The sequence below is a fragment of the Priestia sp. TRN 1309 genome, from assembly GCF_050846875.1.
GTDB lineage: Bacteria > Bacillota > Bacilli > Bacillales > Bacillaceae_H > Priestia > Priestia zanthoxyli.
Genome location: NZ_JBOZGM010000002.1, coordinates 378,650 through 401,407, shown reverse-complemented (window position 1 = coordinate 401,407; position 22,758 = coordinate 378,650). Strand labels below are relative to the sequence as shown.

General features: G+C 39.5%; 21 protein-coding genes. 2 read left to right on the top strand and 19 right to left on the bottom strand.

Annotated elements, in window-relative coordinates; translation table 11 throughout:
- Positions 1-33 precede the first annotated feature (33 nt).
- From ACRPLQ_RS09295 to ACRPLQ_RS09275, 5 genes are all read right to left on the bottom strand, one after another.
- A complete protein-coding gene (locus tag ACRPLQ_RS09295) occupies positions 34-1,428 on the bottom strand; it encodes an MATE family efflux transporter (RefSeq protein ID WP_014459767.1) in 1,395 nt (464 codons plus the stop codon).
- Positions 1,429-1,582: 154 nt separating this feature from the next.
- The gene (locus ACRPLQ_RS09290) at positions 1,583-2,215 is read right to left on the bottom strand and encodes an HlyD family secretion protein (RefSeq protein ID WP_025751627.1); all 633 of its coding nucleotides are present in this window, start codon (positions 2,213-2,215) and stop codon (positions 1,583-1,585) included.
- 29 nt (positions 2,216-2,244) lie between these two features.
- Positions 2,245-3,900: an MFS transporter gene (locus ACRPLQ_RS09285; RefSeq protein WP_028413057.1), complete on the bottom strand. Its 1,656-nt coding sequence runs from the start codon at positions 3,898-3,900 to the stop codon at positions 2,245-2,247.
- Positions 3,901-4,093: 193 nt separating this feature from the next.
- Positions 4,094-4,531, bottom strand: coding sequence for a MarR family winged helix-turn-helix transcriptional regulator (locus ACRPLQ_RS09280; protein WP_014459764.1), 438 nt, complete (start codon positions 4,529-4,531; stop codon positions 4,094-4,096).
- A gap of 117 nt (positions 4,532-4,648) precedes the next feature.
- Positions 4,649-5,410, bottom strand: coding sequence for an exodeoxyribonuclease III (locus ACRPLQ_RS09275; RefSeq protein WP_028413056.1), 762 nt, complete (start codon positions 5,408-5,410; stop codon positions 4,649-4,651).
- A gap of 169 nt (positions 5,411-5,579) precedes the next feature.
- On the opposite strand from ACRPLQ_RS09275, the gene ACRPLQ_RS09270 reads away from it, so the two are divergent.
- Positions 5,580-5,738, top strand: coding sequence for a hypothetical protein (locus tag ACRPLQ_RS09270; RefSeq protein WP_165635279.1), 159 nt, complete (start codon positions 5,580-5,582; stop codon positions 5,736-5,738).
- Between the two features lie 129 nt (positions 5,739-5,867).
- Here the strand turns inward: ACRPLQ_RS09270 and ACRPLQ_RS09265 are convergent, their stop codons facing one another.
- From ACRPLQ_RS09265 to ACRPLQ_RS09200, 14 genes are all read right to left on the bottom strand, one after another.
- The gene (locus ACRPLQ_RS09265; protein ID WP_432235928.1) at positions 5,868-6,341 is read right to left on the bottom strand and encodes a heme-degrading domain-containing protein; all 474 of its coding nucleotides are present in this window, start codon (positions 6,339-6,341) and stop codon (positions 5,868-5,870) included.
- Positions 6,342-6,354: 13 nt separating this feature from the next.
- Positions 6,355-7,389 carry an oxidoreductase gene (locus ACRPLQ_RS09260; RefSeq protein ID WP_155008039.1) on the bottom strand — a complete coding sequence of 345 codons (1,035 nt, stop codon included), beginning with the start codon at positions 7,387-7,389 and terminating at the stop codon, positions 6,355-6,357.
- On the bottom strand, positions 7,386-8,156 hold the full coding sequence (locus ACRPLQ_RS09255) for a DeoR/GlpR family DNA-binding transcription regulator (RefSeq protein ID WP_165635280.1): 771 nt from the start codon (positions 8,154-8,156) through the stop codon (positions 7,386-7,388). The genes ACRPLQ_RS09260 and ACRPLQ_RS09255 overlap by 4 nt, the downstream gene beginning before the upstream one ends.
- Positions 8,157-8,435: 279 nt before the next feature.
- Entirely contained in the window at positions 8,436-9,527 is a 1,092-nt protein-coding gene (locus ACRPLQ_RS09250; RefSeq protein ID WP_033579227.1) for a toxic anion resistance protein, read from the bottom strand.
- 18 nt (positions 9,528-9,545) lie between these two features.
- Complete coding sequence (locus tag ACRPLQ_RS09245; protein ID WP_205664096.1) at positions 9,546-11,162, bottom strand: YceG family protein; 1,617 nt, start codon at positions 11,160-11,162, stop codon at positions 9,546-9,548.
- A gap of 94 nt (positions 11,163-11,256) precedes the next feature.
- Entirely contained in the window at positions 11,257-11,835 is a 579-nt protein-coding gene (locus ACRPLQ_RS09240) for a TerD family protein (protein WP_028408240.1), read from the bottom strand.
- 35 nt (positions 11,836-11,870) lie between these two features.
- Positions 11,871-12,449: a TerD family protein gene (locus tag ACRPLQ_RS09235; protein ID WP_025751616.1), complete on the bottom strand. Its 579-nt coding sequence runs from the start codon at positions 12,447-12,449 to the stop codon at positions 11,871-11,873.
- Between the two features lie 24 nt (positions 12,450-12,473).
- Complete coding sequence (locus ACRPLQ_RS09230) at positions 12,474-13,070, bottom strand: TerD family protein (protein ID WP_028408239.1); 597 nt, start codon at positions 13,068-13,070, stop codon at positions 12,474-12,476.
- A gap of 285 nt (positions 13,071-13,355) precedes the next feature.
- Entirely contained in the window at positions 13,356-16,994 is a 3,639-nt protein-coding gene (locus tag ACRPLQ_RS09225; RefSeq protein ID WP_165635283.1) for a multifunctional 2',3'-cyclic-nucleotide 2'-phosphodiesterase/3'-nucleotidase/5'-nucleotidase, read from the bottom strand.
- Between the two features lie 627 nt (positions 16,995-17,621).
- A complete protein-coding gene (locus ACRPLQ_RS09220; protein ID WP_049164979.1) occupies positions 17,622-18,068 on the bottom strand; it encodes a DUF6376 family protein in 447 nt (148 codons plus the stop codon).
- 397 nt (positions 18,069-18,465) lie between these two features.
- A complete protein-coding gene (locus ACRPLQ_RS09215) occupies positions 18,466-19,446 on the bottom strand; it encodes an ABC transporter permease (protein ID WP_014459751.1) in 981 nt (326 codons plus the stop codon).
- On the bottom strand, positions 19,439-20,350 hold the full coding sequence (locus tag ACRPLQ_RS09210) for an ABC transporter ATP-binding protein (RefSeq protein WP_014459750.1): 912 nt from the start codon (positions 20,348-20,350) through the stop codon (positions 19,439-19,441). Before ACRPLQ_RS09210 ends, ACRPLQ_RS09215 begins: the two co-directional genes overlap by 8 nt.
- A gap of 13 nt (positions 20,351-20,363) precedes the next feature.
- Positions 20,364-21,158 carry a GDSL-type esterase/lipase family protein gene (locus tag ACRPLQ_RS09205; RefSeq protein ID WP_033579231.1) on the bottom strand — a complete coding sequence of 265 codons (795 nt, stop codon included), beginning with the start codon at positions 21,156-21,158 and terminating at the stop codon, positions 20,364-20,366.
- A 23-nt stretch (positions 21,159-21,181) separates the two neighbouring features.
- A complete protein-coding gene (locus ACRPLQ_RS09200; protein ID WP_098627197.1) occupies positions 21,182-22,060 on the bottom strand; it encodes an NAD(P)-dependent oxidoreductase in 879 nt (292 codons plus the stop codon).
- Between the two features lie 345 nt (positions 22,061-22,405).
- On the opposite strand from ACRPLQ_RS09200, the gene ACRPLQ_RS09195 reads away from it, so the two are divergent.
- Positions 22,406-22,606: a cold-shock protein gene (locus ACRPLQ_RS09195; protein ID WP_013057405.1), complete on the top strand. Its 201-nt coding sequence runs from the start codon at positions 22,406-22,408 to the stop codon at positions 22,604-22,606.
- Positions 22,607-22,758: the final 152 nt, after the last annotated feature.

The following is a 22,758-nucleotide window of genomic DNA, read 5'->3' as shown; positions in this document are numbered from 1 at the left end:
AAAAACCTCTGCACATTCTGCAGAGGTTTTGTTTTATACTTGAACCGGCGTTGGTTCTTCAGCTGTTTGTTCGTGCTGTATAAGTCCGTAGTTTTCCCATGCTCGGCTTTTCCAGCGAAAAAACATAATAACTGCGCGCGTCCATTCATCGGCTGCGATGGCAAGCCAAATGCCAGCGAGCCCCATGTCTAAATGGAAAACGAAGAAATAACCGAGCGGCAAGCTCATCATGACCATCGACATCGCACCAATTAACACCGGATATTTGGCATCTCCCGCTGCCCGCAGCGAGTTAATCAGCACAATGTTCATCGTTCTTCCCGTTTCAAGCACAATGCTCAGAAGCAGCACCGTCGCCCCAAGCTCAATGATATGCGGATTGTCTGTAAACACGCTGATCAGCTGTGTTCTGAATGTCATCACAAGAACAACCATCATCATCGTTACGGCACTGGCCCATTTGACGCTTTTCCATACGCGATGGTACGCTTCATCTTTTTCGTTTCCGCCTACTAAACGGCCGACAATAATCGCTGTACCCATTCCAATTGCAATGGCAAATAAGTAAATGAACATTGAAATATTCATTGCGTACTGTCTCGCAGCAAGTGATTCTGCTCCTAGGTAGGTTGCATAGTATAAAAAGACAATTTGACAGCCTTGATACATCACTTGTTCAAAAGCCGAGGGAATACCGATTTTTAAAATTTTACCGATATATTCTTTTGAAAGAGTAATGTAGTATTGAAATTTCACTCTATATTCCATCACTTGATACAGCAGCCAAAAGAACACAATAAGGGCAACAAATCGGCTGAACGCAGATGAAATCGCTGCTCCTTGCACGCCCATTTCCGGAAAGCCGAACTTCCCGAAGATTAAAGCATAGTTTCCTGCAATATGAAAAATGTTCATTCCAAGTGAAACAAACATTGCCTGCTTCGTAAAGCCATGTACGCGAATAATTGCTGCAAGAGAGTTAATAATCGCTTGAAGAAAAATAGCTCCTCCAACGATGGATAAATAGCTTTGTGCATACATCAGCACGTCACCTTGTAAGTTCATCGCTTCCATCATATGTCTTGAAAACAAAAGAAAACCCGCGCTAATGACTAGCCCGACTCCTAAATTTAACGTAACGGCCAAAGCAGAAATCTTTGACGCTTCCATATACCGTTTTGATCCTAAATACTGAGAGACAACAATTGCCGCTCCGTTACCAATGACCTCTAACACCAAAATCGCAATGTGAAGGTATTGATTGGCTGCTCCGACTCCTGATACGGCATCATCCGACAGCGCACTTAGCATAAAGGTATCAGCAATCCCCATTAACATAAAAAGAAACACTTCTAAAAAGATCGGCCACGTTAAGAAAAACAAATTCAGCTTTTCTTTTGGCCCTTTTTTTGTTTCGACCGCGGTCATCCCATCACCTTCTTTACCGATATCCAATTTCAAACAAGAAGTATCTTACCACACATTTCCTTTGTATACATCCCCTTTTTAGCACATTTTTTATTTTATTTGTTTAGGCATAAAAAAAGCCGCTTCCTTAGAGGAAGCAGCTTTTTTTCCGTTATTAAATTGAAATTTTCACTTCTGCGTTCATACCTGGAAGAACTTTATCTGATGCGTCATCAATTGAAATTTTCACCGGTACTTTTTGCGTTACTTTTGTGTAGTTTCCTGTATTTTGAGCAGGAAGCATAGAAGACACTGAGTTTGTTGCGCGACCGATTGCTTCAACATGGCCTTTAAAGACTTTACCTGAATCTCCGTCCACTGTAATGTCGACGCTGTCTCCTTCTTCTAAATCACCTAGGTCTGTTTCTTTAATGTTTGCATTGATATAGATTTTAGATAAATCAGCTGTTTGTGCTAACACATCGCCAGCTTTTACTAATTGATTTTGAGATGCGTTGTTTTTAATAATTGTTCCGTCAATCATAGACGTTACGTCTGTTGATTTTTCGCCTTCTTTTAAGCTTCCAACAGAATCACCTTGAGAAACGCTATCTCCTTCTTTTACATTCCATTCGCTTAACTGACCGTTAGCTGAAGCGATGACTTGTGAAAGCGGTGCTTCTACCTGCGCTTCATCTGTTTTAACGTAATTTGCTTTTTCGTAGAAATAATATCCACCAAAGCCTACTAGTAATAAAATCACAATGATTCCAACAATGTTAGTAACCAATAAACGACTTTTACTCATCGGAATTCCTTCTTTCTATAGTTAGTATATTATACAGAGGTTTCTTCTGTTTGAGGTGCCGGCAGCATTTTTCTTTCTTCTTGCGGCTCAGCTTCTTCTTGAACCTCTTCTTTTTGAACAAGAATTCTATTTTCACCGCTCCACGCTTTACTTAGTGAAGCAATGAGCATAATTACGCCTAAAATACCAAGCATGAAAAATAAGTTGTGATACGCATGTAAAATCGACGCTTTTTTAGCGCCTGCTACAACAGCCGTCACGGCCGATGTTTTTGCGTCTGCTTGACTCATTCCCATACCCATATAGCGTTTGATCATTTCAGATAGCTGCATCTTCACCTGAGGATCTACTGAGCTAATTTGACCTCGGAAATCTTCATAATAAATCGCGTTTTGTCGAACAACAAACCACCCAATCACAGGTGCTACAATCGCTCCTAATAAATTTCGAATGGAGTGCAGTGAAATGGAACGCATCGAAGCTTGATGTAAATCTCCGGCTAGTGCCGCTCCTAATGCACCGGATACAAGTGCCATACTAACACCCATACCAAAGAGCATAATGTGAACATACAAGCTCACTAGTGATGTATCGGCTGATACGTTTACCCAGCTAAATCCTACAATGACAATGAGAAGTGATCCAATCGCTCCAAGATAACCTGGACCAAACTTGTCATACAAGAATGTCGTCGCAAATGCTGAAATCAGTACCCCAACAAAAAAGTATAAATAAAAATAGGAAAGCGTGGTGTACGATGCATTTTGCACATTTTGCATGACGCCATTAATACCTGCAATTGCTAAGATGTATGCCATATGACCGCCAATGGCCATAATTGTACCCGCAACTGGTTTTACGGCTAGCAGCGATTTTAATGGTACTAACGGATTTTCAGCCGCTAAATCAACTAAGACAAAAATGACAACTAACCCTGCTGCAGCTAGTAAGAACGGCCACACTTGGATAGAAGCAAATCCTTCGTATCTTAGTTCATACAGTGGATAAACTAATAAAATCATAATAAGGCTAAGAATAAAGATACTTTTCTTATCCACTGGACGGTCTTCTTGCTGAGTTGGATCATGAGCAGGTAATACCTTATATCCGATAAACAGAGAGACAAGAGAAGCAAGTATTCCTAAAACAAACACCCAGCGCCAATTATCCATGCTAAGAGATACAGCGCCTAAAAAGGCTCCAATCGCCGTTGAACCGAACAGTCCGCCGATCGCTAATACTAAAAAGAAGTTTCGGATTTTATTCGGAAACGAAATCAGCGCAGCTGGAATAATGGTTAAAAACAGCATTCCTGAGCTTAAGCCTTGAATCAGACGACCAAGGGATAAAAACGCCACATTTTCAGAAAAAACGTTGATAATCGAACCTGCTAAAAAGACTAAAACGAACGTTAAGTATGCTTTACGTACGCCATATTTTTTCGCAAGCATCGGACCAATTGGTACCCCAAGTCCAAATGCCAAGTTAGAAATAATAGATGGCAATAGTAAGCTTTGTGTACTCGCATCAAATCGATTTTGAATCAATACTTGATTGACCGTGTAAGATAAATTCAAAAAATACTGAGGGCCAATTGAAAATAGCGTTAAAATCGCCATAATTAAGTATTTAGGTACGCTTAAACCTTGTTTGTCGGAGGCTACTGCTGGATTATTCTGACTCATATTTATTCCTCCTTTTATTAAATTCTTTTCATATGACTAACAATTCCTTACATATTTTATTGTACAAGTTGTATCATGCAAGTTATAGCAGCACTACATATTATACATCTTTTAATGAAGAAATCAACTTCTTTGTTTCAACTTAAAAAGACTATTTTTCAATAGCCTTTTTGTTCATCTATATGTATTCGCTTTAACATCCATTACTGCGCCATCTTTTAAAATCAAGATTCAAGCGTGATAAACTTTTTTCCAGTGCCAAAACCTCTTCTTCCGACCAATTTTCTAACACTTCAGCATAGGCTTGTTTACGCTTGCTTTGTACATGCTGCAAAATATCTTTCCCTGCATCCGTCATTTCAATTAAACTAATCCGCCCATTTTCTGGACTCGGAAAGCGACGAACAAACTGTTTAGTCTCAAGCGCAGATACTTGCCGGCTAGCTGTAGATAAGCTCAGCTTTAAATTTTCAGCTAATGCATTAATCCCGAGCGGACTGCGCTGATCTAGCTCGCTTAACAGTAAATACTCAGAACGGTCCAAGCTTCCAAGCTTAGGACTGTGCGTCGTTGTTAGACGAACAAGCAGCGCAATTTCGTGTTCAATGGTTTGCAGCGAGTCTCGCTTCACCTCTGTCTCCCCCTTTATCTCATGAAACATTCTGTACTTTTTAATATGTTTACTATACCGCAACCGTTCGCGTGAACCAACCTTTTTTCCGTTTTTCTTCTATTATATAGAAAGATATCATAGATGAGGTACATTTAATTCCAACATCACAGGACAGTGGTCGCTTCCCATTACATGCGGATGAATAGTAGCTTCTTGAATAACATCTTTGATTCTCTCCGAGACGATAAAATAATCAATGCGCCATCCGATATTTCGTTCTCTCACTTTGTTCATATACGACCACCACGTGTATGCTCCTTCTTGATTCGGATACAAATAGCGAAATGTATCAAGAAATCCGCTAGCAAGAAGCGTCGTCATTTTTCCTCGCTCTTCTATTGTAAAACCAGAATTCCCTCGGTTTGGCTTCGGATTACGCAAGTCAATTTCTGCGTGTGCTACGTTTAAGTCTCCGCACAAAATCACCGCTTTACGGCTATTCAATTTGTTTAAGTACACGAGCAAATCGTCTTCCCATTGAAGCCTTTCTTCAAGCCTTGCTAAATCTCTTTTAGAATTTGGCGTATACACATTTACTACATAGCATTGTTCAAATTCAAGCGTAATGATACGTCCTTCGTCTTCCGATTCTTTATCCACACCGTATGAAACCGATAAAGGCTTCTGCTTTGTAAAAACAGCCGTTCCAGAATAGCCTTTTTTCACGGCGTAATTCCAATACTGATAATACCCTTCTAGCTGCAAATCAATTTGGCCTTCCTGCAGCTTCGTCTCTTGAATACAAAATACATCTGCATCCACTTCTTGAAAATAATCTAAAAAACCTTTTCGCACACACGCGCGAATGCCATTTACGTTCCAGGAAATCAACTTCATAAACTGTCCACGTTCTCCTCACTTGATTTATGTATCAGTGTTTAGTGTAGACAATTTTTTGCACGAGTTCAAATAATTTAAAGAGTACTCTTCTCTTTAAGGTATTCCTGATATTTCTTCTTATTTTATTTTCTGTACCTCAAACACTAGATACAAGAGGTGAAACATAATGTCAACAAACTACACGTATGAAAATAACGAACAAGTTTCTACTGTTTCTAAAAAAGAAGAGCATCCTACTAAAGAATGCGAAACACAGAATCAAACGGCGCTTACCAAAGAAGATTTTTCTTTAAATGATTCTGCCATTAAGCACTTCAGCAGATAATGGCTCCGCAAAAATAGAGGTTGAGACATAGTTAAGTAGGCGAAACCTTCGTTTACCAAACCAATAAAAAGATCCGAACGATTTATCGTTCGGATCTTCCTTAAACTATTCCTACCCTAAGTTCTTTCTTTACGAAATAAAGCTGCAAATCGTATCTGCCACAAGCGCATGATCTTCTTCTTGCGACATACCTGATACGGTAATGGTTCCAATTACGCCGACGTTTTTAACCGAAATTGGAAATGACCCTCCTACTGCTTCGAATTCCTGAGGATTCGCTGCGTAAAACTGCGCGTAAGAACGATCTTTTAACTCGCAGTACAGCTTCATATAATACGAGCTGTGATGGTGACGAAGAACGGTGTTTGATTTTCGTTTTATCCATTCTTCATGATCGGGAATAGCCCCTTCCATCGCATGTTGAAAGAGAGTTTGACCATTTCGTTTAATACTTACGGTTACTGCCTTACCTTTGCTTTTCGCTTCATTAATAATGGCAGTGCCGATCTGTAACGCCTGGTCATTTGTAAATTGATGAAAGATTAGCTCTTTTTCCTGTTGAACTACTTTTTCAAGCAGCGTCTCTGTCGAATGATTACTCACTGTTTCTCGCTCCTTAGTTAAAATAAACCGCTCGTTTTTCTTTGCTGCTTTCAAATGCCGCTTCGATAACTTTAACCACGTCACGAGCTTCTTCTGCTGAAACCGGAAGCTCTTCTCCTCGAAGCAGGCTGTCGGCGATTTTTTGATAATACATTACGTAAGAACCGTGCAGCGTTTCAATTTCTGTTGTTTCTCCTTCCCCTGTTGTCAGCTTACCGTAGTGTTCAGGACGATCCGCTCCCCACGTATCATCCACAGGCTTCTTGCCAGCTCTTAGCATATCTTCTTGGCCGTCAATTCCGTATTTGATATAGCTTGCTTTTGTTCCGTGAACTTGAAAGCGAGGCCCGTTGCTTGGCACAATGGCGCTTGAATGTAAAATAACACGAAGAGAACCGTATCCAAGCACTAAGTGGAAGTAATCATCCGTGCGTGCATGATCTCGCTGCCCAAACACATCAGCTTGAACAAAGTCAGGCATTCCAAAAAGATGTAAAGCTTGGTCAATTAAATGAGATCCTAAATCGTAAAGCGCTCCTGACCCAGGTCCTTCATTTTCTCTCCAGCGGTCTCGAACAGCTGGACGATAGCGATCAAAATGAGCTTCATACATTTTTACGTCGCCTAATTTCCCTTCTTCAATCAGCTGTTTCACTGTCAAATAATCATTGTCCCATCTACGGTTATGATAGACGGTTAGTTGAACACCTTGTTCTTTTGCTAATTGAATTAATTCATTTGCTTCTTTTTCGGATACCACCATCGGCTTTTCAACAATTACGTGCTTACCTGCGCGTAGTGCGTCTTTCACCATTTCATAGTGCATGCCGCTAGGCGTTGTAATAATCACTAAATCAATGCTGTCATCTTCTAGAAGTTCAGACAGAGTGCTCACTACTTCAACATCTTCTAAGTCGCTCTTTACTTTTTCAGGATTTGAACTCATTACCTTTGAAATATGAAATTCGTCTAACACGCTTAAAAGCGGCGTGTGAAAGACCGTTGCTGAAAATCCGTATCCTACTAATCCTACTTTTATTTTTTTCATCGTTTTTCCTCTCCTTTATCAAAATCTGTGACGATAAGCCGCACTTGATTTTGTTCTATTTTTTCTTTTACATCCGCTTCTGGGTCTTTATTTGTAATTAAGATATCAATGTCGCTCATATCACATACTCGATGTAAAAATTCACGTTCAAACTTCGTATGATCCGCAAGCATAATCACTTGTCTTGCACATTGAATCATCTGTCTTTTTAAAAACGCTTCTTCTTCACTTGGAGACGTAATAGCATCTGCACCAACGCCGCACGTACCTAAAAACAGCTGATCTACTTTGTATTCCTGCAACGTAGAAATCGTTCTTGGCCCGGTGACGTTACGGTTTTTCCCGTTAAACTTGCCCGGCAGCAAAAACGTATCACACGGGGTATATTGATCGAGCAAATCCACATTATCAATGGAATTTGTAATAACGTTTACATGCTTTACATCCATATACTTTGCCATCAGTGCGATGGTAGAAGACGTATCTAAAAGCACGTCATACCCCTCCGACATTAACGCAGCTGCTTCTTTAGCAATTTGTTCTTTCGCTTTGGTAGGCGTTCGCTCACTGTAATCGATGATATGACTTGACGATAGCGTCGCTCCGCCTTTGACTCTCATAACCTCACCGTGTTCTTCAAGCTTGACTAAATCGCGTCTCGCCGTATCTTTTGAAACGGTGAACATATCACAAATTTCGTCTAATGTAATCATGCGGTGTGTGTGAAGGTATTCAATAATCGCACTCATGCGCTGCTCTTGATACACCCGAATACCCTCCTTTTTTACTTTGATATGAGCTAATTGTAGCGCAAAGAAAAGTTAAAAACCAGAAAAAAACTTAAAAAAATTAAGTTTTTTGCTTTTTTAACTTAAATTATAAAAGTACACAAACGTCTTCTGGAAATAACTATCTTATTTTGGATAATACTTCTTTTATATCTGATACCCTTTCACGCTTTTGACTAATCGCTTATGATTTAGACTTCTAGCAAACAAACGTATGTGCAAAAAAAAGCGGGAATCTTTACGATTCCCGCTTTTTCGTTACATCTTATGTTCAAGCGCCTTGAAGTTTTTTTGAAATTGCTCCAAGCGAACAAGTCCTTCTTCACGAAGGCGTTTATTTTCTTCTTCAATTGCTTTTGTTTCCTGCATTCCTTTCATAATAATATTCCACGTTTGTTCCATCGTTTCTACTTTTACGCTAGGGGCACCGGACATTTTGGCGATTTTAACACTTTGCTGTGAAATATTTTCTGCATTTCGAATGAGCAGTTCATTTGTGCGTTTGTCTAATTCGTTCATAGACTCCGCTACTAAATTTTGACGCTTTGCTGCGATTGCGTTAATGAGTCCATTTTTAAAAATAGGAATCGTTGTAATAAACGCCGAATTGATTTTGCCGATCAGCTTTGTATTTCCTCGCTGCAGCATACGGATTTGAGGAGCAGATTGATAAGATACTTGTTTTGCCATTTCTAAGTCATATAATCGCTGCTCCATTAGCTCAACTGCGTTTTTTAAAGTTTGAAGCTCCATTGCCGCCAGCTGATTTCCACTCGACGCTCTTTCTTCAAGCACCTTTAGCTCTTGTTTCAACTCTTCTACTTTCACTTCGCCCGCTACAATGTATTTTTCAAGCTCCATATAATACTGATAGTTTTGCTCGTAAAGCTGTTCAAGCGTTGTGGTCGAATGCTTCATTTCCGTTTCATATTTTGTAATCTCTACATATACTTTATCAATTTCAGAGCCCATTGTTTCATATTTTTGAAACAGCTTATCCACTATTTTTTGACCGCGTTTAAAAAGCTTAGAGAAAAACCCTTTATCTTCAACAAAATCCTTTGCATCAAATTTATCCATAATTTTTCCAAGCTGCTTTAATAATTGACTGGACTCTTCCATGCTAGACGATTTAATTGTACTAAGCACTTTTCCGGAAAACGAGGAAATTTCATTAGCTGTTTCTTTCCCGTATTCAAGCAGAGCCAGCTGATTTTTATAATCAATTTGTTCTGCCAAGCGACGTACTTCCGGCTCTTCTCGCAGTTTTGCTTTTACTTCGGTAGGCTTTGTTTCTAAAACTTCTTCGGCTTCGTTTACATCTAAAGGCTGTAATTCATTTGTTGCCATTTAAAAACCCTTCTTTCTTTAAAAGATTCGTTTTAACCATTTTTGAATGAGCGACGGTTCTTTGAATTCTTCATTAAAGCTAATATCTTCTAGCCAGTGCATATCGAAATACTTTTCTTCGACGAACGCTTCTATATCCAGTTGACCGGTTGGATTAAAGAGAACAATATCAACGCCGAATTCATTTAATAGAAGCAGTAAAGCTGCATCTTCACGCGTAAACGCTTCTCGTTCATTTCCATGATAAATAATGAGACGGGGTACATGCTGCGTATAATCAAACTTTTGAAGCATGCGAAGCACGTTGTTTGGAAGCTTCAAAGACTGATTAAACAAATACATTTGATGCTGATACGCATCTTCATGATCCAAGCGAAGGAGCTTTGAATGTGCACAATACCTAGAAATAGCTGCAGCGAGCCCTTTCTGAAGCCCGATAGGCAGCTCTTTATAGCGCCACCAGTTGCTTTCAATCATTTTATCAGGACTGAGCGTGCCATCACTTCCGAGAGCTCCTTGATAGTGAAAGTGATTATTTCCTTCTATTTTTTTAGCAAAAGGAACAGAATCAATCGTCAGAGCTAACTCATCTTCCGTTTGCATGAGCTCATGCACTTTACTCCAGTACTCTTTTCGGTTTTTAGAGATACCAAGTACTTTTGAAAACAAGACCGGCACGTGTACATATGGCTTGGACACTTGAAAATTAGGACGAATAAACGCCCGTTCTCTCATTAATAAAAAGATTTCATCATACGTCGTTTTAAGAGTAACTGAAGTTGGAAAATACGAACGAAATTGCCAAGGTTTATACAGCATGGACTCCTCTGAATGAAGCACTTGCTCAATTTCTTGAGAAGCTCGAAATGCTACCGTACCTTTTCGAACCGGTTTATCCGTTGGAAAAGGTACAAGAGAGCTAGTAGAAGGAAACGTATAAACCGTTGTTAAGTGCTGATTCTTATCTACTTCTTTTAAATGATCCTTTCCTTCTGGATGAAAGGTAAGGACGTCAAAACCTAGTAAAATTAAATAATGGAGAAAATACTGCTCGCTTTTATTTGCATCCCCATACCACATGATGCGAGGCGCGTGCTCAGGAAATGCTTTATCGACCATCCAAGGTTTTACATGATTCCACTGCCACTTTATTAAATCGATTAATACGCGTTGAAAATGCCCGTCCATAAAGCCCTCTGCGTGCTGTTCTTTAAAACACGTTAACGTTTCAATAAATTTTTCACGTACTCTTCTATGTATAGCGGGATTTTCTGACTTCACGATCAGCTTTTTCCCTTCTAAAAAAGCAAATAGCCGATTGACAGAAAGGCCGCGTTCTTCTTGATTAATTTTAAGGATCGTTTGTACTTCTTTTAATCTATCATTAGAAATGGACTTATCAAGCTTATCGTGCAGGACAAGGATCGATGGTGATGAATGCGCAAGTTCATAAAGAAAATCTGCGTACTCGTCCGCATCAAGATGAGTGCCTACATATCTGCCTGCCACTTGTTTATAGGTAGTTTGCTGCTCATTTTGTATAAAGTCACCTCGCAGAGAAACATCCTTAGAAAAAAGAGAAGTTCCATCCTCCTCGTTAAGATTAATCATATGAGGATCAATTAATTTACTCACACCTTACAGCTCCTTTCTTTTCAGACATATACATGCTAAAAAGAAAGGGTACTCGTTAAAGCACCCTTTCTTTTTCATTTATCGCATGCCTTTTTTATACGGATAGTCCGTAGTTGCGGCAAAGATCGGCCAATCCGCCAGAAAAACCGCTGCCAATGGCATTAAATTTCCAGTCGTTTCCGTGCTTGTATAGCTCACACACCACAACAGCTGTTTCGATTGAAAAATCTTCGCCTAAATCATAACGAAGCACTTCTTCATTTGTTTGGGCGTCAATGAGACGAACAAACGCGTTGGATACTTGTCCAAAGTTTTGTCCGCGAGCATCTGCGTCGTGAATCGTGACGCTAATTCCGATTTTTTCAACGTGGTCAGGAAGAAGAGAAAAATCAACGGCGATTTGCTCATCGTCTCCATCTCCTGCACCTGTACGGTTGTCACCGGTATGCTCCACAGCTCCGTTTGGACTTTTTAAATTGTTGTAAAAAACAAACTCTTCGTCATTTACAACTTGGCTTGATTTATTGGCTAAAAATGCACATGCATCTAAATCGAAGTCCTGAGACCCAGCATATTTATTTGTATCCCACCCAAGACCTACTATTACTTTTGTTAAGCCTGGGTTCGTTTTGGTTAGGTCAATGCGCTGACCTTTTGATAAAGAAATTGACATAAAAACATCCTCCGTACATTTTCTTACTTTAATGATTAGGCGTTTAAACCAAAGTCGTTTACAAGTGCCGCCAAGCCGCCTTGATAGCCGCTGCCAATGGCATTGAACTTCCATTCTCCACCGTGTCGATACAGCTCGCCTACCACGACCGCTGTTTCAATCGAGAAGTCTTCACCTAAATCATAACGAATTAACTCTTCGTCATTTGTTGCATTTAAAATACGAACGTAGGCGTTGCTTACTTGGCCAAAGTTTTGACCGCGTGCTTCCCCTTCATGGATCGTAATGGTGAACGCAATACGTTCAATAGATTGAGGCACATTTTTCAAATCTACTTGAACCTGCTCATCGTCTCCTTCACCTACGCCTGTACGGTTATCTCCGGTATGTTCAACCGCTCCGTTTGCACCCGTCGTATTGTTGTAAAAAATAAAATCAGATTCTGAAGCGCATTTTCCCGCTCCGTTTAATAAAAAGACAGATGAATCTAAATCAAAATCGTTTCCACCGTCATACTTATTTACATCCCACCCAAGACCTACTACTACGTTTGTTAATCCTGGATTCGTTTTTGTTAAATCTACTTTTTGTCCTTTTGAAAGATTAATAGCCATTTCGTTTCCCTCTTTTCTAGTTGTTTATTTTGTATATTTGTTTGCAATTTCAGCCAATCCAGTATCTCTCGTTGCATCTCCAGTTGCTGAAAACTTCCACTCTTTTCCGTCTCGATAAATTTCACCTGCAAATAAAGCTGTTGCTCCTGAATGGTCTTCAGATAGATTAAAGTGTACAAGCTCTTCGTTTTTAGCGCTGTCCACAACACGGATAAAAGCATTTTTAATCATACCGAAATCTTGGTTTCGCTCAACACACTGATAGATGTTGACTACAAACACAAGTTTATGTACGTTTCCAGGAACATTTTTTAAATTAACAAAAATTTGTTCATCGTCCCCTTCACCTGCTCCGGTAAGATTATCGCCTGAATGCTTGACGCTTCCACAGTTACTATGACGATTCCCAAAATACACAACGGCTGAGTTACTTACAAGCTTATCGTTCGAATTGAGCATAAGAACAGACGCATCGCAGTCAATCTCTGGTCCGCTTCCTCCAAAACCAAAAAAGCTGCGTTTTTTTACAGGATCCCATCCTAATCCAACCGTAATAGAAGATAACCCTTCTCTTCCTTTTGTTAAATCAATTTTCTGCCCTTTTTGTAGATTAATAGCCACGTTTATTTACTCCTTTACTATAGCGAACACGTTCTTTTACAGGTTCTATATAACTTTACATAATAGCGTAGATAAATGAAAAAATAGTGAAATCTTTGATACTATTTTTAACGTTTACGTAAGTCTTCTTATGGAGAGAATACCACAATTTGGTGATTGTTTCAAAAATTAAGCTATGTTTTATAACGTAAATTCATTGACTGAGAGTTTAAAATTTAAGTTAAACTATTAAAAAAAGGCTGTCTCTAAACCGGAAATCCGAGTTATGAGACAGCCTTTTTTGGCTTATTGAGCTATTTTTAAAGTCGGTTCTTGCTGTTCAGCTGTTTTAGCAGCTGCCACGTTTTGAATACGGCCTTCAGCTTTGTATTCAAACGGGCTCTGAAGTGTTTTAATATAGTTTACCGTTGCTTGTAAATCTTCTGGTCCCACTTCCATATCTGACGAAAGTGCACCAATACCATACTTTTCATTTCCGTACATGTAGTTATTCACTACTACCGTATATTCTTTTTCTTTGTCGATTTTACTTCCATCTGGTAGCGTAATATCGACTACTTTATTTGTGCTTCCATCCCACGTATAGTTAAAGCCTGCAATATGGAAATCTAGTCCAGATGATGTAATTTGATTATTTAACACCGTTTCTAAATCCGCTCCGCTTAGCTTTACTTTATTTAAGACGTTGCCAAACGGCTGAATCGCAAACAAATCACCGTATGTCACGTCACCTGCATCAAGCTGTGAACGAACGCCTCCGCCATTCATTAACGCAAAGTCAGCGTTCATTTCTGCTTTCATACCGTCAGCAATTAAGTTTCCAAGCGCGATATCACCTGTTGCTCCGCTAGAAGGATAGCCTTTTGCCAAATCTGTAGATGAATTCCCAACCACTTGTGCTTTAATAGGCGCTGCTAAATCTTCGTACTTTTTCATAATGCTTGAAACTTCAGGATCTGGCGTATAGTCTTTTTGGTATACGGTCACAATTTTTGCATCTTTTTTCACGATGTCACCCGTGTTATCAATTTCAACGTCTACGTCAGAAAACGCTGAGCCGTATGAATAAGCTTGAACGATTAGTTTGTTATCTACTACTTTGTTGTTGTATACGTGATTGTGAGCTGAAAAGATCACGTCAACTTCATCGTCAACTTTTTTAGCGATATCTGCTGCATCAAACTCGGTAGACGTTCCATTTTGATTAGATGGATTATGAGCAAGTACCACAATGGCTTTAATACCTTGCTTTTTCAACTCTGCCGTGTATTTATCAATTGCTTCTGCTTCGTCCGTAATTTTTAAGTTTTCATTTCCTTTACGAACAATCATGCTTGGCGTTTCTTGTGTTACAACGCCGATGAAGCCGATTTTCTTGCCGCCTACTTCTTTTACCGCATAAGGTTCTGTAATTAATTTATTAGTTGACGTATCATAAGCATTTGACGCTACTACCGGGAAATTCATGCCGTCGTATCCTTTTGTTCCTTTTGGATGGTCTCCGCCTTCAATCATACGGTGAAGCTCAGCAATACCTTCATCAAACTCATGGTTTCCAAGCGTCCCTACATCAAATCCAAGCGATTCCATCACTTCAACCGTTGGCTCGTCTTGAAACAGCGCTGAAACTAGCGGACTTCCGCCAATCATGTCTCCTGCATGAACTAAAAGCGTATTCGGATTTTCAGCTTCTTGTTTACGAATAGCTGCTGCTGTATATTTCATATTTCCAGCTAACAGCGATTGGCCATTTGAATTGATTTTTGTATCTGTATCGAGCTGACCGTGAAGGTCGTTCATGCCTAACAGCTGAATCTTTGTATTATCTTTTGATTCGCCGTTTAAATTAATTTTGTAAATGCCGAATCCTTTGTCGTCCGTTTTATTTGTATACGTAATGTTACTTCCTTCAGTTAAATAGCTTTCTCCGCGCGGTGAGCTTGTGAACGTCACGTTAGCCGTTCCGTTAATTGGTGCAATGGACCAGTTATCATCAGCTGTCGGCGTAATTTCTTTTTGTTCGGTGATGTAGTCCATTAGAATTTGACGGTTTTCATCCGCTGAATCCACCACAAGCTCGCTTCCTTTTAGACCAGGGAAGTTTCCGCCTCCGCCAGCTCGGTAGTTATTTGTCACAACGATAAACTCTTGATTCGGGTCAACTGGTTTACCGTTATACGTTAAGTTAACAACTCGGCTTGAATCTGCGTGAATCACGTTTCCATTCACATCGTATTTTGCTGGTTTTGTCACGTCGATTTGGTATTGAACGCCGTCAATGACGTCAAAATTATAAACAGGGAAGCTTGGGTTTAATAATTCCTGCTCTTCTGTTTTGTTCGGTGTAATTTGATTAAACTTACCGGCAGACATATCAATCCAGTCTTTTACCACAGAACCTTTTACTTTGACCGCTTTTAACGTGTTGTCATATAGATACAGGTCGCCTGCGCTTCGAATCGTTAAGTCACCTTTTTTAATTTCCGTATATTCATCAACGCCGTTTCTTCCTGCTTTAAAAGGGGCTCCCACTGATAAAATCGGAAGGTCTTTATATTCCGGCTTGTTTTGAGAAACGTATTTTTCCACGTAGTCTTTTTGTGCATTTGTTACAACTTGAATAGAGGGATCATCTTTCACAAGAGAAAAATAGCTGTGAATATCATCCGTCGTTTTACCGATGGGTGTGTTCACATATTTAACCGTTGCATCGTGATCTTTTTGAACTGCTTTAACAACACCTTTATCCGGTTCTACCGTACTTTGCGTAACCGTTTTCCCTGACGCGTCTTTTACGTCTTTATACGTTTCACGCGTGGACGATTGAGAGTTTACTACTTTCCATTTTCCTTTTTCTTCTTTTAACGTTAAGTCAATTAAGCCAAGTGACCCTCCGCCGTAACCTGCTTGGACAGCCGGAACGCCGTTGATTGTTCCTTTTGCATTATCAACGCCAGGAAGAGGCTTTTTATCTGCTCCAAGGAACAAACCGTCTAGCGAAGCTTCCGTTTTAGCAGGGAAGACTTTATGCGTATGCGAAAACGTAATAGCATCAATGCCTTTTACTTCACTTAATGAGTAAATGACATCTTCCGTGTTTTGCTTGTTGCTGCTAAACCCGGAGTGAGCCATCGCGACAACTACGTCCGCGCCTTTTTTCTTCATTTCTGGAATGTACTTGTTGGCTGTTTCCACAATGCCTTTTGTAATGACTTTTCCATCAAGGTTTGCTTTATCCCAATCGTTAATTTGAGGAGGCACAAAGCCAATGAAACCAACTTTAATCGTTCGTTTCTTTCCATTTTCATCGACGACTTTTTTATTCATAATTTTATACGGCGTAAATTTATTTTTGTCGTTTTTCGGGTTGTTGTCATGATCATCAACGTAAACATTGGCATTTATGTAAGGAAAGTTCGCGTCGTTATACGCTTCTGTTAAGAAGTCTAATCCATAGTTGAACTCATGATTTCCAAGTGTTGCAATATCGTAATCCAGCTGATTCATGGCTTTAAATACAGGATGAACTTCACCTTTTTTCAGCGGGTTAATCTTGGCTTTATACGTGCCTAGAGGCGTTCCTTGAATGAGGTCTCCGTTATCTACTAATAAGCTGTTTTTTACTTCTTTTCGAGCATTTTTGATTAAGGTAGCGGTTTTAGCTAAACCTACTTTTTCATAAGGGGCGTCTTTGAAATAATCATAGTTTAATAGATTCGTATGAACATCAGTTGTTTCCATCAGGCGTATATTCACAAGCGCATCTTTTTTATTGTGGCCTTGATGCTTGCTTTGCTGTGAGCTTTGTCCAGGGTGACGTTCTTCTGCTCCTGCCTGTGTAGTTAGAAGCGGCATTGATAATAAAGAAAGTGCCAGTGATGTAGTTAGTATTTTCTTCGTTTTGCTGCGTTTGTTCTTTTTCATCTACCATTCACCTTTCAAGTAAGTTATCATCGCTATAAATCTAGCAACTGTTCAAAAATAGTATAGCAGAAAAGATTTATAAAGGATGTAATTTTTTTGATTTTTTAGTAAACCATTTGTATGCGTTTTATTAACTTTTTGTAAACCGAAAAATTTTTTTTAGTTTCTCTCTTTAAAACAAAGGACTATAGTTTTTATTAATTGGATGAACCCTCCTTTTTAAATGAGTCTTATTACCTAATACATCAACGTTCCCACGTTCTCTTTTCATTCAAAAAAAATTTATTTCAAGCGGTGTGTATATATGTACTATACATAGGATATGAAAAGCAGACATTAAGTTTGTCACAGCTTCTAACAAAATTTCGTAGATATAAAAAAGAAAGAGAAGGTTTTTCCTTCTAATAAATAGATATATTTATATAATTTTACATTTATAACATGGAAACGAGATTGAATTATAAGGCATACCTACTATATCAATCCAATCTAAAGCATCTATACACATGAAACCTACGTTCATCCTACAAATAAAAAAATCCGAACGAAGTTGATTCTCCATCAAGAATCGTGATTCATCGTTCGGATTTTCTTCAATTAGCACACTTTTGTCCCAGGTTTGTTTTTTTACTGACCTAATTCTTTAATTTGTTTCATAATACTTGATACATCTTGAATTGATTGAAACAATTCACTGTTTTTTAGCGCTTCTGGATTGAAGCTGCCATCCTTTATATTGGCTTCATACGCTTCAATTCCACTAATGATTTTTTCGTTTTGCTGAACAAGCTGATCGTGCACATCAGAAGCGATGTCAGGAGCTTTGGTTTGATTAAATTCTTCGGCTTTCCCTTTCATTTCCTGCAGCTTTTGCTCGAGCTTTTTTATTGCCTCATCGTCATTAACAGCTTTTTCCGCTAGAGGCGGTATTTCTTCAGCAAACTTTTGAGCTTCACTCACGTAATCTTTCGCATCGTTTGCGTAGTTCAACGTACTGCTTGTATCTTCAAGAAAAGAACAGCCGCCGACCATAAAGAGAACAGCAGTTGACATGACTAGCATCCACTTTTTCACTTAGCACTCAACCTTTCTTATTTTCTTTTCTACTATCTTCTTTTCGATTTTCGTTTCTTTAACTCTTTCATAATAATGGGTACAGCTTTTTTTATTCCTTTTTTTACAGCGGGGCTTTTTAACAGTCTCGATAGTTTTGACATTTTTAAGCTCCTCTCTTCTTTTGAAATAACAAAAAACACCTTTACCATATGTGGTAAAGGTGTTTGTATCCAGACCTTTACCAATGGCAACATTGGCAAAGGTCTCGCTAACAATTTGCATTGTCAATAAAGCCGGAGATAATAATCTCGAAATGACGACTTTACTGCAAGAGCTACTCCCCTTTGAGCAAAACAGCATTTTTTGTTAACACAATCATAACGTATGTTCCTGATTATCGTCAACTTATATGGAATTAATACACATCTTTTTTGGTAAATACCAGAAACGACACCAGCAGCCCGGCAAGTCCCCAAATGGTTAAAACACCTAAGGAAAATCCTAGTGTCATTCCTTCAGTCGGAGGAGCTGTGCCTTGCAGGTAAGAAGTTAAATTTAAATTGACCATAAACAAGTACTTAGCTGAATTCCACGAAGAAACCATACTGCTTAAAATCGTACCTGCAATCAAACAAGCAAGCATCACACCCATACCAGCAGCCGTACTTTTAATTAAAACGGACAGCATAAAAGCAAGCGTTCCAACCACCAGGGATACAAACCAAGCAAGGCCAAATTCCATTAAAATATATCTCCACTGCGAAATTAAATGAACGTCCGCTGTATTCAAATCATTGCCCTGCACGCTAAATCCCGTAAGAATAGGCGCTGTCCAGCCTTTAAATCCAAATACAACGCCAGAAATGAGATACGACAAAACGCCAAACATTAAAATTAAAAACGAGACGGACATGACGAGCGTGATGTATTTACTAAGCAGGATTTTCCACCGTTTCACAGGCCTCGTCAACAGTACCTTGATGGATCCCAAGCTGTATTCTGAAGACACTAAATCCGCTGCAATAATCATAATCATTAGCGGCAGCAAAAGCTGAATGGCGTTTTCAATGAACCCTCGCACAAACGTTGGGGCTCCTGGTTCCGAAGGATTAATATCGTTATCTAAGTAATACTGCTGCTGCGCCACGCGAATTTCAAGCTGCTTGCGCCAATCATCTGAAATTTGGCTTCCGCTCAGCCGGTTTTGCGTATCGATAATTTCTTGCTGCAGCGTACTGCGCCAATCGGTCGTTCCTAGCTTTTCTTGAAGGCGCTGCGTTTCGCGAAGCTGAGCATAGGTGAACATGGAAATCAAAACGCCCATAATAAGGGTAACGATTAACAGGCGCTTTTTTCGAACGAGCTTGATCATTTCATTTTGAACCAAACTAATCAATCGATTCGCCTCCTGTCATTTCGATAAATAAATCTTCAAGAGTCGGAAGCTTTCGGTTCATTTCTTTTACCGTTACTCCTGCTTGAATGAGCTGTTTGTTCCACTCTCCCACTTCAGCTTCCTCATAAAACGTCGTGACATATTCTCCCTGCACTTGCACAAAGTCCGTCACTTGTTTTAAGACGTCTATTCCCGCTGGCTGCGGATCTAGCTTCCACAGTAAGCGCTCCTGCTGAGTTAACAGGGTCTTCACCGATTCTGTGTGAATAACTTCTCCTTTTGCAATAATCGCTACTCGGTCACACATCAGCTGAATCTCGCTCAGCAAATGACTCGATACTAAGACGCTTAGACCTTCACTTTCAGCTAAAAAGCGAATAAATTTACGCATGTCCCGAATCCCAGATGGGTCGAGTCCGTTCGTTGGCTCATCTAAAATGAGCACTTTTGGTTTTCCGAGAAGCGCTTGCGCAATTCCTAAACGCTGCCTCATGCCTAACGAATACGTGCGAACTAAGTCGTGGATGCGCTCTTGCAAGCCAACTAATGCCACAACTTCATGAATGCGTTCTTCCGTCATAGAAGGAATCATACGTGAAAAATGCTGCAGATTTTCCCAGCCGCTTAAGTATGGATACAGCTCAGGATTTTCAACAATACAGCCGATATGCTCCATCGCTTTTGTAAACTGCTTCGATACGCTGTATCCACAGATAGAAATGGAACCAGCCGTCGGGCGAATCAAGCCGACAAGCATTCGAATCGTTGTCGTTTTACCGGCTCCATTGGGTCCTAAAAAACCGAACACTTCGCCTCTTTTTAATTCAAAATCAATATTTTTGATGATTTCACGTTTTCCTATTACTTTTCTCAGTCCTTTTACGGAAAGTGTTACTTCACTCATATCATTCCCTCCCTTACCACGTAATAAGCGATGCTACACGTTCTGCGATCAGCTTGTAGCCTTTTGCATTCGGATGAAACTTATCAGTATATAAGTAGTCATCTACCTTTAACTGAAACAAATCAAAGGTCGGAACAAAAACAGTTTGCTTATAATTAGCGCTTAATTCGCTGCTTTTATAATTCCATTCTCGTACAATAGCCGTTGTCGTTTTTGCATCTTGCAGGTTACTAAACGGATTATACAAACCAATTAAAAAAATCGTCGCGTCTTTATTTGCCGAACGGATGCTTTTTAAGATGCTGTCTACGTTTTTTAAATAGTCATTTTCTAGCTTTTGAATATTGTTTTTATTTAAGTTTTGCAGCGTTTGTCCACCTTGAAATAAGTCATTTCCGCCAATCGTAATCAGCACGGTGTCTGCAGACTTAATCTGTCGCTGAATTTGCTGCTGCTTTACTTGACTTGCTAGCTGCGAAGACGTTTGACCTTTTATTCCAAAGTTACTTAAGAGGATTTTTTTCTTCGTTTTTTCTTCAAGATTATCTTTTAAATACCCAACGTATCCTTTCCCCGCTGCGTCTCCTGTTCCTCTTGTCAGTGAATCTCCTAAAGCAACAATCGTATAATTTTTGGTACTTTTGTTACTGCTGCTTGTTTCTTGCTTCGGCTTTGGCATTTCTTTTACAGTAGCTTTTGAGGCGCTAACATAATCATAAATAGACATTCCAAGCCCTGCTGCAAACAGCAGACACGAAATAATTGAAATAAAGGATACGATCCATACCCACTTTCCTTTCGCTTTCACTGGCTGCACTCCTTTTCGTCTTTTTAGTTATCTTTTTTTAGAGCTTCAACTGTTTTTAGTAACGCCGACCAGTCTAAATGACCCCAGCCATTTTCAATTCCTTGTTCATAATGACCTTTCACAAGCTCTCCTAACGGAAGCGGCGCGGACACTTTTTTGGCTGCATCAATAGCCAAGTTTACATCTTTTAATCCAAGCTCCAGCTTAAATCCGGCTGGATCAAAGTCTCTTTTAGCAATTAAATTGCCGTAATTTTTATACACAGGAGATGCAAATAAGCTGTTAACCACTTCAAGAAACTGCTCCGCTTGCATCCCGTACTGCTCTACCATGACTACTGCTTCAGAAACAGCTTCTAACATCGATACTAGTAAAAAATTATTGCCAAGCTTAGCTACATTTGATAAGTAAGGCTCGTCTCCTACAGTAAAAATAGTTTGACCAATCGCTTCAAACAGCGGCCAAACGTGCTCTCTTGGTTCTTTATTACCTGCAACTATTACTTTGAGAGCCGCAGCAGCTGCTGCGTCGGGGCGCCCTAAAACGGTCGCTGCAACAAAATGCTGTCCTGATGCAGCATGTGCGCTTGTTAATTTTTCGGACAAATCTACGCTAATAGTACTCACAGAAACGTGAATACCGCCTTCTTGGAGGCCTGCAAGTATACCGTCTTGTGACATCGTTACTTCTTCTAAAGCCTCGTCATTGGAAAGAATCGTAAAGACAAGATTCGCTTCTTGTGCTGCTTGGGCAGGTGTCTCTACAACCTTTGCTCCTTTTTTCACAAGACTTTCCGCCTTTGAAGCAGTTCGGTTATAAATCACAAGTTCATGACCCGCTTTTATCATATTTTCCGCCATCGGTAATCCCATATTTCCTAAACCAATTAAACCCACTTTCATCTTTACCACTCCATTTCAGCGCTCAGTATGTACATTTATACTTGTTTTCTACCTTTAGAAAAACCATATTTTCATTATTATATAACTACAGTAAAAGCGAATACAAAGAATAGCCTTTCTAAAATGTTCAAAATGTGACATTTTTTAGACGTGTCTTATGAAAAACTTGTCAAAAAAATACGGATAGTTTTTAAATAAAGCGCTTGCAAGCATAGGAAATTTCTGCTAAGATATAAGAGAATTATTTTTGTTCGGTGGGGATGTATGAGTATTGTCACTTTTCGTCTTTAGATTTGAGCAAGAATAGTACCACAATGTGCGAGTCCGCACGAGGAGGCAACAATTATGGAACAAGGTAAAGTAAAATGGTTTAACGCAGAAAAAGGTTTTGGATTCATCGAGCGCGAAGGTGGAGACGATGTATTCGTACACTTCTCAGCAATCCAAAGCGAAGGCTTCAAATCTTTAGACGAAGGTCAAGCTGTAACATTTGACGTAGAACAAGGTCAACGCGGACCTCAAGCTGCTAACGTTCAAAAAGCATAAGAAACACAACATATCAGAAACAGATCCTTTAAGGGATCTGTTTTTTTGTGTACAAACATAAAAAAGCCCTGTTTTTCAACAGGGCCAGTCGGTACAAATACAGAAGTAAAGTTAATGGTACTCTTAGTATAGCACAAGATCATAACAATCTA